The sequence below is a fragment of the Exiguobacterium sp. SH0S2 genome (genome assembly GCF_004337185.1).
Classification (GTDB): domain Bacteria; phylum Bacillota; class Bacilli; order Exiguobacteriales; family Exiguobacteriaceae; genus Exiguobacterium; species Exiguobacterium aurantiacum_A.
In genome coordinates this window covers 717,157-731,867 of the sequence record NZ_SJVB01000001.1, presented here as the reverse complement: position 1 = coordinate 731,867, position 14,711 = coordinate 717,157, and the positions used below count along the sequence as shown (strand labels likewise).

The 14,711-nt window shown below is 52.2% G+C and carries 11 protein-coding genes and 1 other annotated feature; of the genes, 8 read left to right on the top strand and 3 right to left on the bottom strand.

The genetic code is table 11. From position 1 onward, the window contains the following. The first annotated feature begins 38 nt into the window (after window positions 1-38). The 5 genes from hemC (at window position 39) to EVJ21_RS03725 (ending at window position 6,867) form a co-directional block, all read left to right on the top strand. A complete protein-coding gene (gene hemC, locus EVJ21_RS03745) occupies window positions 39-956 on the top strand; it encodes a hydroxymethylbilane synthase (RefSeq protein ID WP_070327718.1) in 918 nt (305 codons plus the stop codon). Continuing rightward, complete coding sequence (locus tag EVJ21_RS03740) at window positions 949-1,614, top strand: uroporphyrinogen-III synthase (protein WP_131489905.1); 666 nt, start codon at window positions 949-951, stop codon at window positions 1,612-1,614. The genes hemC and EVJ21_RS03740 overlap by 8 nt, the downstream gene beginning before the upstream one ends. Continuing rightward, a complete protein-coding gene (gene hemB, locus EVJ21_RS03735; RefSeq protein ID WP_131440973.1) occupies window positions 1,611-2,591 on the top strand; it encodes a porphobilinogen synthase in 981 nt (326 codons plus the stop codon). The genes EVJ21_RS03740 and hemB overlap by 4 nt, the downstream gene beginning before the upstream one ends. Next, the gene (gene hemL / locus EVJ21_RS03730; protein WP_131489904.1) at window positions 2,588-3,892 is read left to right on the top strand and encodes a glutamate-1-semialdehyde 2,1-aminomutase; all 1,305 of its coding nucleotides are present in this window, start codon (window positions 2,588-2,590) and stop codon (window positions 3,890-3,892) included. Before hemB ends, hemL begins: the two co-directional genes overlap by 4 nt. Window positions 3,893-3,939: 47 nt before the next feature. Beyond that, window positions 3,940-4,160 (top strand) — a binding site (T-box leader). Window positions 4,161-4,215: 55 nt separating this feature from the next. Further along, entirely contained in the window at window positions 4,216-6,867 is a 2,652-nt protein-coding gene (locus EVJ21_RS03725; protein ID WP_071399363.1) for a valine--tRNA ligase, read from the top strand. A gap of 92 nt (window positions 6,868-6,959) precedes the next feature. On the opposite strand, the gene EVJ21_RS15340 is transcribed toward EVJ21_RS03725, so the two are convergent. From EVJ21_RS15340 to EVJ21_RS03715, 3 genes are all read right to left on the bottom strand, one after another. After that, window positions 6,960-7,136, bottom strand: coding sequence for a hypothetical protein (locus EVJ21_RS15340; protein WP_161567329.1), 177 nt, complete (start codon window positions 7,134-7,136; stop codon window positions 6,960-6,962). Beyond that, window positions 7,133-7,315 (bottom strand): hypothetical protein, encoded by a 183-nt coding sequence (locus tag EVJ21_RS03720; RefSeq protein ID WP_070327713.1) that lies wholly within the window; start codon window positions 7,313-7,315, stop codon window positions 7,133-7,135. Before EVJ21_RS03720 ends, EVJ21_RS15340 begins: the two co-directional genes overlap by 4 nt. Window positions 7,316-7,402: 87 nt before the next feature. Continuing rightward, a complete protein-coding gene (locus tag EVJ21_RS03715; RefSeq protein WP_131489903.1) occupies window positions 7,403-8,845 on the bottom strand; it encodes a protein adenylyltransferase SelO in 1,443 nt (480 codons plus the stop codon). Window positions 8,846-8,959: 114 nt separating this feature from the next. On the opposite strand from EVJ21_RS03715, the gene EVJ21_RS03710 reads away from it, so the two are divergent. The 3 genes from EVJ21_RS03710 to EVJ21_RS03700 all read left to right on the top strand — a co-directional run bounded on the left by EVJ21_RS03710 (window position 8,960) and on the right by EVJ21_RS03700 (window position 14,698). After that, window positions 8,960-10,174: a bifunctional folylpolyglutamate synthase/dihydrofolate synthase gene (locus EVJ21_RS03710; protein ID WP_131489902.1), complete on the top strand. Its 1,215-nt coding sequence runs from the start codon at window positions 8,960-8,962 to the stop codon at window positions 10,172-10,174. A gap of 85 nt (window positions 10,175-10,259) precedes the next feature. Next, on the top strand, window positions 10,260-14,090 hold the full coding sequence (locus tag EVJ21_RS03705; protein ID WP_161568938.1) for a DUF5057 domain-containing protein: 3,831 nt from the start codon (window positions 10,260-10,262) through the stop codon (window positions 14,088-14,090). Further along, entirely contained in the window at window positions 14,090-14,698 is a 609-nt protein-coding gene (locus tag EVJ21_RS03700) for a hypothetical protein (protein ID WP_131489900.1), read from the top strand. Before EVJ21_RS03705 ends, EVJ21_RS03700 begins: the two co-directional genes overlap by 1 nt. Window positions 14,699-14,711: the final 13 nt, after the last annotated feature.

The window sequence follows — 14,711 nt, the reverse complement described above, 5'->3', positions numbered from 1 at the left end:
AATCTCGTCGCCTTTTTCTATGAAGGGGACTAAACATTATGCGTAAAATTATCGTCGGCTCACGCCGCTCACAACTCGCGATGACACAGACGAAATGGGTCATCGAACAATTGAAGCAAGCCGGGGCCCAGAACGAGTTCGAGATCAAAGAAATCGTGACGAAAGGTGACCAAATCGTCGACGTCCAACTGTCGAAAGTCGGTGGGAAAGGCTTGTTCGTCAAAGAGATCCAACAACAGATGCTCGCCGGGGATATCGATTTTGCCGTCCACAGCATGAAAGACGTCCCGGCCGAACTGCCGGAAGACCTCTTTATCAGCTGTATGCCAAAACGTGTCGACGCACGTGACGTCTTGATTTGCGAGGACGGCTACACGCTCGAGACGCTACCGCAAGGCGCGGTCATCGGGACGAGCTCGCTCCGTCGCGGTGCACAGATGCTCGCAGCCCGTCCGGACTTCGAGATTCAGTGGATTCGCGGCAACATCGACACGCGCTTGAAAAAACTCGATACCGAGAACTTCAACGCCATCTTGCTCGCGAAAGCGGGACTTGAGCGCATGGGTTGGACCGACCGCGTCAAGTTCGAAGCGCTCGACGCCGACATGATGGTACCGGCCGTCGGACAAGGTGTACTCGCGATCGAGAGCCGGAAAGACGACGCCGAAGTGACGCAGATTTTACAGCTCCTTCACGATGACGTGACGGCGAAAGCTGCGACGGCGGAGCGGACGTTCTTGAAGGCGATCGAAGGCAGCTGCCACGTACCGGTCGGCGGCTACGCGACGGTTGACGGGGACACGGTCACGCTCACCGGCTTGATCGCCTCGGTCGACGGCAAAGACGTGCTCCGTGTGACGAAAACGTCAACGGACGAAGTCGCGCTCGGTCAAGACGTCGCTGACGACTTGCTCGGACGTGGCGGACGCGAGATCCTCGCCTCGGTCAATGTGTGACGTCTGGTACACAGGGACAAAACGACTGACCGCTTCGCAACGGGCCTTGCTCGACGCGAGCGGTCTTTCCGTTCATCACGTCCCGATGATCGAGACACGGCTGACCGGGAAACCAACGCCAACTGATTCGTTCGACTGGCTCGTCGTCACGAGTCAAACCGCTGTCCCAGCGCTTCAAGACGTTCCTCGGGACGTTCAAGTCGCTGCCGTCGGCGAGAAGACGCGGGACGCGCTCGAGGCAGAAGGATTCACCGTTTCGCTCATGCCGGAGACGTATACGGGCGAGGCGTTGTTCCGCGAGTTGGCGAACGTCGTCGGTGAGGATGACGTCGTCTTGTTCGCCCGTGGGGATTTGGCGAACACCGAGCATATGCGACAATTGCCGCATGTGTACGACTGGGTCGTCTATGAGACGGTCGAGAAAGCACTCACGGCCGATCAAGCGGCCGCGCTCGAACATGTCGAGGCGCTACTCGTGCTCAGCCCATCCGCGGTCCACGCGCTCACACCATACCTCGAGCGGTTCCACGGCACGTGGTATGCCATCGGCGAAGTGACCGAGCGGGCCGTCCGAGAAGTGTCGACGTTACCGGTCCGAGTGCCTGAGTGTTATACTATGGATGCATTAATACAGTGTGTAGGGGGAGATTTTTCATGAACCAATTCGACCGTCACCGTCGTCTGCGCTCGTCGAAGTCGATGCGTGCACTCGTACGTGAAAACCATGTTCGGAAAGAAGATTTGATTTATCCGCTCTTCGTCGTCGAAGGGACAAATATTAAACGCGAAGTCAGCTCGATGCCTGGCGTCTTCAACTTCTCGCTCGATCGTCTCGAAGACGAGATCCGTGAGCTCGTCGACCTCGGGCTCGAGTCCGTTCTCTTGTTCGGTGTACCTGAGCATAAAGACCCGGAAGGCACGGAAGCGTACCACGACCACGGCATCGTCCAAGAAGCGATCCGCAAAGTGAAAGAGTGGGCACCACAGCTCACGGTCATCGCCGACACGTGCCTCTGTGAATATACGTCGACGGGCCACTGTGGCATCGTGAAGAACGGTGACGTCGATAACGACGCGTCACTGCCGCTTCACGTCCAGACGGCGATCACGCAAGCGCAAGCGGGCGCAGACATCATCGCGCCGAGCTCGATGATGGACGGCTTCGTCGCCGCCATCCGCGAAGGGCTCGACCAAAACGGTTACAGCCACATCCCAATCATGAGCTACGGCGTCAAATACGCATCAGCGTACTACGGACCGTTCCGTGACGCAGCGCAGTCGGCGCCTGGTGAAGGCGACCGCAAAGGCTATCAGATGGACCCGGCCAACCGCCGCGAGGCGTTCCGGGAATCACAGTCGGACGTCGAGCAAGGTGCCGACTTTATGATCGTTAAACCGGCGCTCGCGTTCATGGACATCATCCGCGACATGCGCGACTCGCTCGATATGCCGATCGTGGCGTATAACGTAAGCGGGGAGTACGCGATGATTAAAGCGGCGTCGATGAACGACTGGATCGATGAACAACGTATCGTCATGGAGACGATGGTCGGTTTCAAACGGGCCGGTGCCGATTTGATCGTCACGTATTTCGCAAAAGACGTCTGTCGCTATTTGGAAGGAGAATTCGCATGACATACAAACAAACTCGCTCAGAAGCAGCGTTCAAACAAGCGCTCCCACTCATGCCGGGCGGGGTCAACAGCCCGGTCCGTGCCTATAAATCGGTCGGGATGACGCCGATCTTCGCCGAACGCGGTGAAGGTTCACGTGTCTACGACATCGACGGCAACGAGTACATCGACTACGTCCTCTCATGGGGACCACTCATTCTCGGTCACCGCGACCCGGTCGTCATGAAAGCGATTCAAGATCAGGCTGAAAAAGGCTGGACGTTCGGGACACCGACGGAGCTCGAGACGAAGATGGCCGAGCTCGTCATCGACCGCGTCCCATCGATCGAGATGGTCCGCATGGTCAACTCCGGTACGGAAGCGACGATGGCGGCTCTCCGCCTCGCACGCGGCTATACGGGCAAGACGAAGATCTTGAAGTTTGAAGGCTGCTACCACGGCCACGGGGACTCGCTCCTCATCAAGGCCGGATCAGGTGTCGCGACACTCGGTCTCCCGGACTCACCAGGCGTCCCGAAAGACTTGGCGAGCCACACGCTCACCGTCCCATACAACGACCTCGACGCGCTTCGCATCGCGTTCGAGAAGCACGGCGACGACATCGCCGGCGTCATCGTCGAGCCGGCTGCCGGCAACATGGGCTTCGTCCCGCCGCAGCCAGGATTCCTCGAAGGACTGCGTGAGATCACGGAACAAAACGGCGCACTCCTCATCTTTGACGAGGTCATGACCGGCTTCCGCGTCGGCTACAATTGCGCCCAAGGTTACTTTGGCGTGACGCCTGATCTTACGTGCCTCGGCAAAGTCATCGGCGGCGGCCTTCCGGTCGGCGCTTACGGCGGCAAACGGGAGATCATGGAACACATCGCACCGCAAGGGCCAATCTACCAAGCAGGGACGCTTTCAGGCAACCCGCTCGCGATGATCGCCGGCTACACGACGCTGTCGCAACTCAAGCCTGAGCACTACGAGGAGTTCGAGCGCAAAGCCGACCGCCTCGCGGCAGGTTTCACGGCAGCGGCCGAGAAATATAACATCCCGCACGACACGAACCGGGCCGGCTCGATGTTCGGCTTCTTCTTCACGAACGAGAAAGTGACGAACTTCGAGAAGGCGAAAACGTCGAACCTCGACATGTTCCGCTCGTACTATCAGAAGATGGCGGCGCGTGGCGTGTTCTTGCCACCGTCACAGTTCGAAGGCTTGTTCTTGTCGACTGTGCATACGGACGAGGATATCGACGTGACGCTCGCCGCGGTCGATGCGACGTTCAAAGAGCTGCAACAAGAGTTTTCACTGTAATCTTGACTGAAACGTCTTCAATCGCTACAATTGTTTAACAGATACGTTTAAAAGCTATGATGAGGAATAGTACGCAACAACACTCCTTTCTAGAGACGCGGCCGCACGGTGCAAGGTCGCGAGGGAAGTGTGCGGAAGTCGCCTCGGAGCTGACCTTGTGAATCAAGTAGGAAGGTCCGGTCCATCGACCGTTATTCGATTTTGAGGGCGCCACGTGTTGGCGAACTAAGGTGGTACCGCGGAAGATACGGCTTCTTTCGTCCTTAGCGTTAAGGACGAGAGTAGCCGTTTTTTGTGTAGACAGATAGAGGAGGATTGGCACAATGACCAACGAAACAAACGAAATCAGCATGCCGACGAAGTACGACCCGAGTGCGACGGAAGCGAAATGGTACGACTATTGGATGGAGAACAACGTGTTCAAGGCGGACGAGGACGACTCGAAACAGCCTTACACGATCGTCATCCCGCCACCGAACGTCACAGGGAAACTTCACCTCGGACACGCGTGGGATACGACGCTCCAAGATCTACTCACGCGCTTGAAGCGCATGCAAGGCTATGACGTCCTCTGGCTCCCAGGGATGGACCACGCCGGTATCGCGACACAGGCAAAAGTTGAACAGAAGCTCCGTGAGGACGGCATCATGCGTTACGACCTCGGACGCGAGAAGTTCCTCGAGAAGACGTGGGAATGGAAAGACGAGTACGCCGACACAATCCGTGCCCAGTGGTCAAAACTCGGCCTCGGCCTCGACTACTCGCGTGAACGGTTCACACTCGACGCGGGACTCTCGAAAGCGGTCCAGGAAGTCTTCGTCCGCTTGTATGAAAAAGGCTTGATCTACCGCGGCGAATATATCGTCAACTGGGACCCGGCACAAAAGACGGCCGTCTCCGACATCGAAGTCATCTACCAAGAAGTCGAAGGCGCGTTCTACCATATGAAATATCCGCTCGCTGATGGCTCAGGTCACATCGAGATCGCGACGACGCGCCCAGAGACGATGCTCGGCGATACGGCCGTCGCCGTCAACCCGAAAGACGAGCGCTACGCGCACCTCGTCGGTAAGACGATCATGCTCCCGGTCATGAACCGTGAGATCCCGATCGTCGCGGACGATTACGTCGACGTCGAGTTCGGTACCGGTTGCGTGAAGATCACGCCGGCGCACGACCCTAACGACTTTGAGATCGGTAACCGTCACGAGCTTCCGCGTATCCTCGTCATGGACGAGTCGGGGACGATGAACGAGAATGCTGGCAAGTACGAAGGGCTCGACCGCTTCGACTGCCGCAAGCAGCTCGTCAAAGACTTAGAAGCAGATGGCACGCTCGTCAAAATCGAGCCGCATACGCACTCGGTCGGTCACTCGGAACGTTCAGGCGCGGTCATCGAGCCGTACTTGTCGAAGCAATGGTTCGTCGATATGGAGCCACTCGCCAAAGCGGCGCTCGCAGCGCAAGGCAACGACGAGACGAAAGTCAACTTCGTCCCAGAGCGGTTCGAAGGCACGTACCTCCGCTGGATGGAAAACATCCGTGACTGGTGCATCAGCCGTCAACTTTGGTGGGGCCACCGCATCCCGGCTTGGTACCATAACGAGACAGGCGAAGTGTATGTAGGCAAAGAAGCGCCGGCTGACATTGAGAACTGGCATCAAGACGAAGACGTGCTCGACACGTGGTTCTCGTCAGCGCTCTGGCCGTTCTCGACGATGGGCTGGCCGGACACGGATTCAGCAGACTTCAAACGCTACTTCCCGACGAGCGCGCTCGTCACGGGTTACGACATCATCTTCTTCTGGGTATCGCGGATGATCTTCCAATCGCTCGAATTCACGGGCAAGCAGCCGTTCAACGACGTGCTCATCCACGGTCTGATCCGTGACTCGGAAGGCCGCAAGATGTCGAAATCGCTCGGTAACGGCGTCGACCCGATGGAAGTCATCGACCAGTACGGTGCCGACTCGCTCCGCTGGTTCCTGCTCACGGGCTCGACACCAGGGAACGACCTGCGCTTCTACTGGGAGAAGATCGAATCGACATGGAACTTCGCGAACAAGATTTGGAACGCGAGCCGCTTCGCCCTCATGAACATGGACGGGATGAAGTTTGAAGACATCGACCTCTCAGGTGAGAAGACGCTCGCCGACAAGTGGATCTTGACGCGCTTGAACGACACGGTCGACCAAGTGACACGCCTCGTCGACAAGTACGAGTTCGGTGAAGCCGGTCGTTACTTGTACAACTTCATCTGGGAAGAGTTCTGTAACTGGTACATCGAGATGGCGAAACTCACGCTCTACGGTGAGGACGAAGCGGCGAAAGCGACGACACGTTCGGTGCTCGCGCATACGCTCGATTCGATCATGCGTCTCATGCATCCGTTCATGCCGTTCTTGACAGAAGAAATTTGGCAGCACTTGCCGCACGAAGGCGACTCGATCGTCCGTGCGAGCTATCCGACGCGCCGTGACGACCTCCACTATGCGGAGTCGGTACCGGCGTTCGAAGCGGTCATGAACGTCATCCGTTCAGTCCGTAACATCCGTTCGGAAGTGAACGCACCGATGTCGAAACCGATCCAACTGTTCATCGCGACGAGTGACGACACGACACAAGGCTACTTGAGCGAGAACGAAGCGACGATCGGCAAGTTCACGAACGCGACAGAACTCGAAATCGGTCGTGGCTTGACGGCACCGGACAAGTCGATGTCAGCGATCATGACGGGCGCGGAGCTGTTCATCCCGCTTGCCGACCTCATCAACTTCGAGGAAGAGATCGCCCGTCTTGAAAAAGAAGTGACGAAGTACGAGAAAGAAGTCGAACGCGTGCAGAAGAAACTCGGTAACCCAGGTTTCACCGGCAAAGCACCGGCTCACGTTATCGACGAAGAGAAAGCGAAAGAGAAAGACTACCTCGACAAGCGTGACGCCGTGCGCGCGCGTCTTGAAGAGTTGCGCAAGTAAGACATCAACCTTCTTTGGAGAATTGTTCTCCGAGGAAGGTTTTTTTGTCGTTTGGGAGAATTCTGGCATCTAAACGAGAAGAACCCCCGACGTCACGAACGACGTTTGGGGGTTCTTCGACGTAGCCATAAAACATAAAGTCCGATTCCCGTGATCCACAGGAAGTGCATGTAGAGCGAATCAGTCAGCCCGACTCGATACAAATGGACGAGATACACGGCATATAGGAATCCGGCGATGAGCATGATAGTGAAGTAGACGAGCCTCATGTGTCGTTCTCACCACTCCATTCAAGCTCATTCAAATGTTTCATGAACTGGAAAAACGAGACGATTAAGAAGAAGGCGGGCATGGACCAAATCCAGCCACTATAAAACGGACCTTGCCATAGCTCGAGCGAGATCAGGCAAGCGAAACCAAGCGAGATGAGTGAAGCAAGTAGTCGCATAGTAAACCTCCAGAGTGTCGTTTGTCTATAGTACGCATCCAAACGCTAAAAGGTTCCTAAAAAACCATTCCGCGAAAGCGAGATGGTTCATGTGCCACAAAACGTCTGATACGGATACGTTCGCTCTGGTCCCGGCGACACGTAACGCCCGTAATCGGCTTCGTAGTCATACGGCTGACGCAACACGTCAAGCAAGGCGGTTGTCGGACCGAAGTCACCTCGTTCAGCTGCCATGATCGCTGATTCGACGTGATGGTTGCGCGGGATGACGGCCGGGTTGTGCTGGCGCATGAGTCGCGTCACATCTTCGTCCGGAAGAGCTTGTTCAGCGAGACGTTTGCGCCATGCCGAAAGCCAGTCCTTCCCATCGTCACGCGACGCGAACGGAAGTGACTCCGTTTCTCCTAGCGTGAGCACGCGGAACGTGTTCGTGAAGTCGGCCTCGGTCTCCATCATAAGTCGGAGCAATTCGTCCGTCAGCGCGTCATCGCCGTCTTTTCGGATGTAGAGACCGATCTTATGGGCGAGTCCGGTGAAGTACGCTTGTTTATAAATCTCCGTATAATCGTTCAACAAACGATTGGCGATATCGACGGCAGCTTCCTGCGTGTCGGCGAGCAGCGGCAACAGCGTCTCGGCGAGTCGGGCCAAGTTCCACGACCCGATATACGGCTGGTTCGCGTAGGCGTAACGGCCCTCGCGGTCGATCGAGCTGAAGACGGTGTGCGGATGGTACGAGTCCATGAAGGCGCACGGGCCGTAGTCGAGCCCTTCACCGCTGATGAACGTGTTATCCGTGTTCATGACGCCGTGGATGAAGCCGACGAGTTGCCAGTCGGCGATCAGTTTCGCCTGACGTTCGATGACGCGTCCGAGGAACGCCTCGTAGCGGTCGGGACGACCTTCAAGACTTGAGTCGTGACGATGGATCGCATAGTCGGCGAGGGCGGAGACGTCATCGATCGACCCGGCCGCGGCCGCGTATTGGAACGTGCCGACGCGAAGATGGCTCGAGGCGACACGCGTCAGGACGGCACCGTGCTTCGGTCCTTGACGCATGACCGGCTCGTTTGTCGCAACGACGGCGAGGGCGCGGTTTGTCGGGATGCCGAGCGCGTGCATCGCTTCGCTGATGAGGTATTCACGTACCATCGGCCCGATGGCGGCCCGTCCGTCACCGCCACGCGAATACTCCGTCGGTCCTGAGCCTTTCAACTGCACGTCGACCCGTTTACCGTTCGCTGTGACGTGTTCCCCTAAGAAGAGGGCCCGTCCGTCACCGAGCATCGTGAAGTTGCCGAACTGATGCCCGGCGTATGCTTGCGAGAACGACGTGTCGGTCTGCCGGTTTCCGGACAGGAGCGCCACGTCTTCTTTCAATGCATCAATATCGAGTCCGAGTGTCTCGGCGAGGGGTTCATTCAATAAGACGAGTTCTGGTTTGTCGACCGGGTTGATCGGCCCACGGTCGTAAAACATGTCACGAAGTTCGACGTATGTCGCTTCAAAGTTCCAACCTGTGTCTTTCATCTGAATTCCTCCTATCTCTGTTCGCTTCGAGTATAGCACAGCCGATTCTCTGCGTAGGCCTTCGTGAATTTTGGTAAGATGGGAGGGAAGTGTTAGAACAGGGGTGGGTTAAAGATGGAGACAAGACAAGACGTATTTGAATGGCTGAACGGACAACTGCGGTTTGGGATCAAGCCTGGATTGAATCGAGTCGAGTGGATGCTCGAGACGTTAAAAATTGACGAATTGCCGTCGATTCACGTGGCCGGGACGAACGGGAAGGGATCGACCGTCGCGTTTTTGCGGGCGATGGCGATCGCTGAAGGGTTGAACGTCGGGACGTTCATCTCGCCGTACATCATCCAGTTCGAGGAGCGGATCATGTTGAACGGCGAACCGATTCACGAGATTGATCTCGTCCGCATCGCGAACCGTGTCCGTGACCGTGCCGATGAGTCACCGGAGACGTTGACCGAGTTTGAACTGCTGACGGTCATGGCGTGGCTGTACTTCCATGAACAGCAACCGGACCTCGTCATTTGGGAAGTCGGTCTCGGGGGCCGGCTCGATTCGACGAACGTGTTGAAGCGACCGCTCGCGACGGTCGTGACGTCGATCGGGCACGACCATCAAGGTATACTCGGCGATACGCTCGCAGAGATCGCCATGGAGAAGTTCGGCATCATGAAACGAGGTGTCCCGATGTTCCATAGTTTGGACGATGCGCAGTTGATCACGTTGCTCGAAGAACAAGGTCGGACGATGGAGGCACCGGTGCATGCGGTCATGCCGCTCATCGAGTTGATCGAAGACGGGGCCGACACAACTGTTACATATGAAGGACTGCCTGCTGCGGCTCTCGGCTTGACGGGTCATCATCAAGCCTACAACGGAGCGTGCGCCGTCGCGGTCGCCCGTCATCTCGGATGGAAGACCGAGGCGATATTGATAGGGCTTGAGACGGCACAACATCCGGGGCGCTATGAGCTCATCTCAAAAGAGCCGCGGATCATTTTAGACGGGGCGCATAACGCGGAAGGCGTAGCGGCACTCTGTGAGCAACTTCGGCTAGAAGAAGATGTCACCGTGCTTGTCGCGACTCTTGCCGACAAGGACCGTGAAGCGATAATCAAATCGTTAGGGACGATCGCGACCGTTTATGAGACGACGTTCGACTTTCCGCGGGCACGGACGAAAGACAGTCTAATCGAGGACGGGGCCCGTTACGTCGAGTGGAAAGATTGGTTGGCGGAATGGGTACGTTCGCCGCGCTCGAAAACACTCGTCGTGACGGGATCGCTTTACTTTATTAGTGAAGTGAGAACGTATTTCCAAAGTTTTCAAAAATGACCTTGCGTTATGGATAAATACGGGGTATGAATGAGTATGAGAACGTATGTCATCATCACTTCATCATCCAAGGAGGAAATGCAGCATGGTCAGTCAACAAAGATTGAAACGACCCGTATCAGCGCTTGTCGCGATCGTCTTTTTAACATCACTCCTTATTACAATGCTATTTGAAGTTTATTCAACAGTTTCGGCGAACACACCGATTAAGCCAGTTATTTTAGAGTTGACCGATCTTGCGGAGTCGAATAAAGATACAACTTCTGCAGCTTACACAATTCCTTCGCAACTGAATCTAGGAAACGCCTATATTGTCAAGACGATGACCGTCAAACAGTTCAACGCATCTCGGGAAGATTTACTCGGTAAGTATGATGCGGTCGTTTTTGGTCCGTCACGCGTAACTAATCTTACAGGGGCAAAAAAATATTCTCCGGAAAAAGCAGTGTATGATTTCTCGTTGCAAAAAACTTTGAAGTGGAATGCTAGTAAAAACCGGTTTGAAGATGATATAACGCCGATTACGAATTACACGAAAAAGGCGCATAACACAAGTTTACTCGAAAATGATATTACCGAGTTAAAGCAACGTGAATTGAAAAAATTAATGGATTATGGAGTTCCTGTATTTTTTCATAAAGACGTATTTACAACAGACAATGAGAACGCGACAGGATTAAAACGAAACTTTGATTTCTTTAAATTTGAACAAAATAATGTCTTTTCAAATATTTCGCAAGGAAAAGAGAAAGTCGTGCAAGTTTTTTCAAATAAAAAAATAAATCGTGTTATGTCAGTCGACGTCATTCAAGATAATCGAACACTATCAAACAACGTAAATGCAAACACGATAAATACGAATAACATTGCAAGCGCTGGAAAACCAATTCTTTTTGAGTATCAATTGGCTACAGCTCCTTCTGCAAATGCAATTATTGAATTGTATATTGATTTTGATAGTAATGACCGTTTCACTGACCAAGAATTTATTGAACGCAAAACAGCTTATTCAAAAGGGGAATTTTCCTACACAATCGATGTTCCAAGTTATACGAGTCCTCGTTATTGGAAAATCATCGTGCGAGATGATGTCAACAATTCTGTCTCGTATCAAACAGGCCGCTTTTTATTAAAAGATGAGAAAGCAAACGTTAATGTCCTTCAAGTAGTAAGTGGAACAAATAATGACAGTAAGACAGGGAAGACCACAAAAATCGGAAGTTTAGAAGACGCATTTGCGGGTTCTGATTTGTTGAGTAATAACGACCTATTTGATTTCAAAGTCGAGGTAATCGATTTTGCAGAGTTTGATGCTAAAATTTGTGGAAATAACGAGTCAACGTATAGCGAATGGCTATTTAAATACGATTTAATTATTTTTGGATTTAAAGACACATACGTATCAGGACTAAACATATCTTGTTCTGAGCCAGCTTTAACCAAATTTATGGATGAAGGGCGAGGCGTCATGTTTACTCACGATATGCTGTATCGAATTGAGAAGGACAATAAATTCTCAAATGATTCGGCAAATCAAACATCGTGGGAAAAATATTATGCAAATCGATTTGCTGTCAACCAGTTCACGAATATGGGGATTTATGCTCAAAAAACGACTAATCAAGTCCAACAAGTGTCTAAAGGACTCTTTACTGAATATCCATATAAGTTGGCAGAAAAACCTGCTACATCAAATCAGAAAATGATTGAAACCACGCATAATCAATATTTTGCACTTGATTTGGAAAATCCGTCTGTCACTCCTTGGTACAATTTGGTCGGTGAAAGAACGATTGGAGATAGTGCTCATCATTACTATATGTATACGGTTGATAACTTGACTTATTCAGGTGCTGGCCACACAAATACTTTTACCACACAAATCGAAAAAGAGATATTTGTGAACACGATGTTCCGTGCCTTCATTGGATCGAACCATGCTCCAAAAATTGAGGTGATCAACCCTCAACTGGAACAGAATCGACAAGCAAGCGTATATGACATTGAACCGCTTTACTTGTCATGGAAGTCGCTTGACTATGATTTTGCAGACCGCTTTTTAGATACACGTGTCTTGATCAACGAGAAGCAAGTGTATCCAGCGGAAAACGGAAAGTTTGCCAGTGTTCGAAACGGGGAGACGAGCGGTTTCTTTTATGAACATAACGCACAGGCTGGTTCGCAGTTAAACGTTCGGATTGAGACGAAAGAACAGCGTACTAAAGGTGCAATCACATCGACTGAATCCTTTGTCGTCAACGTCTTAGAATCTGAGGAGGCTGCGTTCGTGTCTCGGACGATTAGCCCGTTAACGACAGAAGTCGAGAATCAAATCGCTCTTACGTACAACCTGAACTATTCGGTACCATTTATTCAAAAGCCGAACGGTAACGCGTATAAAGAATTTGCGTGGACTGTGAACGTTGAAGAAACGATTCCAAGCGGTTATACAGTGCTAGACAGTTCGTTACCAACAGGATGGAAGCGAGTCGGCGATAAACTTGTAGGTTCTATCTCAGATGAATGTGTTATCGAAAAAAATGATAGCAGCTGTAAGGTGAATGACACAAAAATCGAAGTGAAGCTTGTTGCGAATAAAGTAGGAAACTATACGTTCGACCAAGGGACATTTGATTATGTTTTTGAAGCGAACCATAATTCGAACGGTACGGACAAGCATGATGTTGAGAAAGAAGGGGCTGGCAAGCTGACTTCTGTTAATACAACCGTTCTCGAAAAAGAAATTGAACGGTTGCAGCTCGAGGGCCCAATTTATTTGAATATTGGGGAGACACGTCAAGTGACACCTATTCTAACCCCTGAAACAGCACGCAAACTCGATTTAAAATGGGTAATTGGCTCTTCGGCTGCCGAATTGACGCCGAGCTACGTCAACAACAGTGCGTCGATTAAAGGGATGAAGCCAGGGAAGACGACAGTACGAGTAGAATATACATCTCCAGTGACGGGGAAAACGATTCAATCAAATAAGATTGAAATCATCGTCGATGATCCGCCAACGCAGTTCTCAGCGAATAACTTAAATTTGTTGGTCGGTGAAGAGGGGATCATTCGACCGTCTATTAAAACGACGAATGATGAGTATCGGAACTTCCGATTTGATATCGTTTCAGGTCAAAACGCCGTCAAAGTCGTTCAGCAGACGAAGCAAGAACTTAAGTTGAGCGGAAATGCACCAGGAACGGTTCAAGTCAAAGTCTCGCTTGTGAATCAACCGGCGAATCAGCCGGTCGCACCAATCTTTGTCAATGTACAGGTTTCACTGCCGGGGTTGAGCGTGTCTCCGACTGAGGCGACGTTATGGGTATACCGTGATTCAGAAGGAACACTGGTTCAACAATCAACCAATCTATCTCTTATTCAAACAGGGTCAGTCCGATTGCCGGTCAGTTGGGAGCTTCCATCCGGTACAAGTGAAATCACGTTAGGTACGCCACGAGCTGATGGTGTGACTGTCCAGGCTGTTCAAGGGACAGGGACGACGCAGCGCTTGATCCCTGTCACAGGAGCATTCACGAATTTTGCTTCTCAACGCGTCACAGCGATGATTGATGTTAAAGAGTATCCGCAAGACATGCTAGCGTCGAACATCGAGCTTTACATGGAAAACTCACCGTACACGTATGAACCGGTCTTCTTGCCGAGTACAGCGAACGTTCGAGGTTTTGGAATGCAGGTGGCGGAAGGTTCAGACGTCGTAGAAATCGTGGATCAAACAAAATTGCGGTTAAAAAAACCGGGACTTGCAAAAGTACGAATTGCGACAGAAGACGTCAGCCGCTTCTTCTCTGGAACGAATGGACCGAAAATTATTTATCGTGAATTTTATGTGCGAGTTCGTGAAGGCGCAGATCCTAATCCCGGTTCACCGGAAGATGCAGGAGATTACTATTGATGAAATGGAAAGTGATTAGTGTCATCCTGCTCGTAGCTTTCATTGGTGCGGCAGGATGGGGCTACACCTATTACCAGACAAAACAAGTAGATGAATCGCTTCAAACAGCTGATGCTGAGCAACTCGCTACGATTTTAGAGCGACCGTTCGTTGACGTACAAGATGAGTGGATGGAGAAGGCGGTCGAACAGTACGATGTTCCTTCAGCGCTCGTTCTGTTCGAACATGGTGCAATGCTTACAGATAAGCAATGGATTTACTTGGCCGACTTGATGACGTTCGGAGAGTTCGAGCGCATGGTGAAGGCCGGTGCACCGCTTGATGTTTCAATCCCTTCGAGCACGTTGTTAGAAGGGTTGTATAGCTTGAATGACGAGCCAGAAAAATGGCGCTTGGCTCACGAACAGATTGATGTTGCGTTTTTAAATACACATCCTAATATTCTGATTCAAGCCGTCTATGATGGGAATACGGAGGCTTTTACAGACTTGATTGAACGTATGGATGCAGAAATTGTGCCGTATGAAGAAGTCGCATCTGTTGTCATGGAAATGAATCAGCAATTGATGTTAGAAGCGATGGTTAAAAAAGGGTATCAGCCCGAATGAAAACAAGGACAAT

What these genes read in the sequence shown, in the direction of transcription:
- hemC (WP_070327718.1), top strand. Translation starts at nt 39, where the DNA reads ATGCGTAAAATTATCGTCGGCTCACGCCGCTCACAACTCGCGATGACA.
- EVJ21_RS03740 (WP_131489905.1), top strand. Translation starts at nt 949, where the DNA reads ATGTGTGACGTCTGGTACACAGGGACAAAACGACTGACCGCTTCGCAA.
- hemB (WP_131440973.1), top strand. Translation starts at nt 1,611, where the DNA reads ATGAACCAATTCGACCGTCACCGTCGTCTGCGCTCGTCGAAGTCGATG.
- hemL (WP_131489904.1), top strand. Translation starts at nt 2,588, where the DNA reads ATGACATACAAACAAACTCGCTCAGAAGCAGCGTTCAAACAAGCGCTC.
- EVJ21_RS03725 (WP_071399363.1), top strand. Translation starts at nt 4,216, where the DNA reads ATGACCAACGAAACAAACGAAATCAGCATGCCGACGAAGTACGACCCG.
- EVJ21_RS15340 (WP_161567329.1), bottom strand. Translation starts at nt 7,136, where the DNA reads ATGAGGCTCGTCTACTTCACTATCATGCTCATCGCCGGATTCCTATAT.
- EVJ21_RS03720 (WP_070327713.1), bottom strand. Translation starts at nt 7,315, where the DNA reads ATGCGACTACTTGCTTCACTCATCTCGCTTGGTTTCGCTTGCCTGATC.
- EVJ21_RS03715 (WP_131489903.1), bottom strand. Translation starts at nt 8,845, where the DNA reads ATGAAAGACACAGGTTGGAACTTTGAAGCGACATACGTCGAACTTCGT.
- EVJ21_RS03710 (WP_131489902.1), top strand. Translation starts at nt 8,960, where the DNA reads ATGGAGACAAGACAAGACGTATTTGAATGGCTGAACGGACAACTGCGG.
- EVJ21_RS03705 (WP_161568938.1), top strand. Translation starts at nt 10,260, where the DNA reads ATGGTCAGTCAACAAAGATTGAAACGACCCGTATCAGCGCTTGTCGCG.
- EVJ21_RS03700 (WP_131489900.1), top strand. Translation starts at nt 14,090, where the DNA reads ATGAAATGGAAAGTGATTAGTGTCATCCTGCTCGTAGCTTTCATTGGT.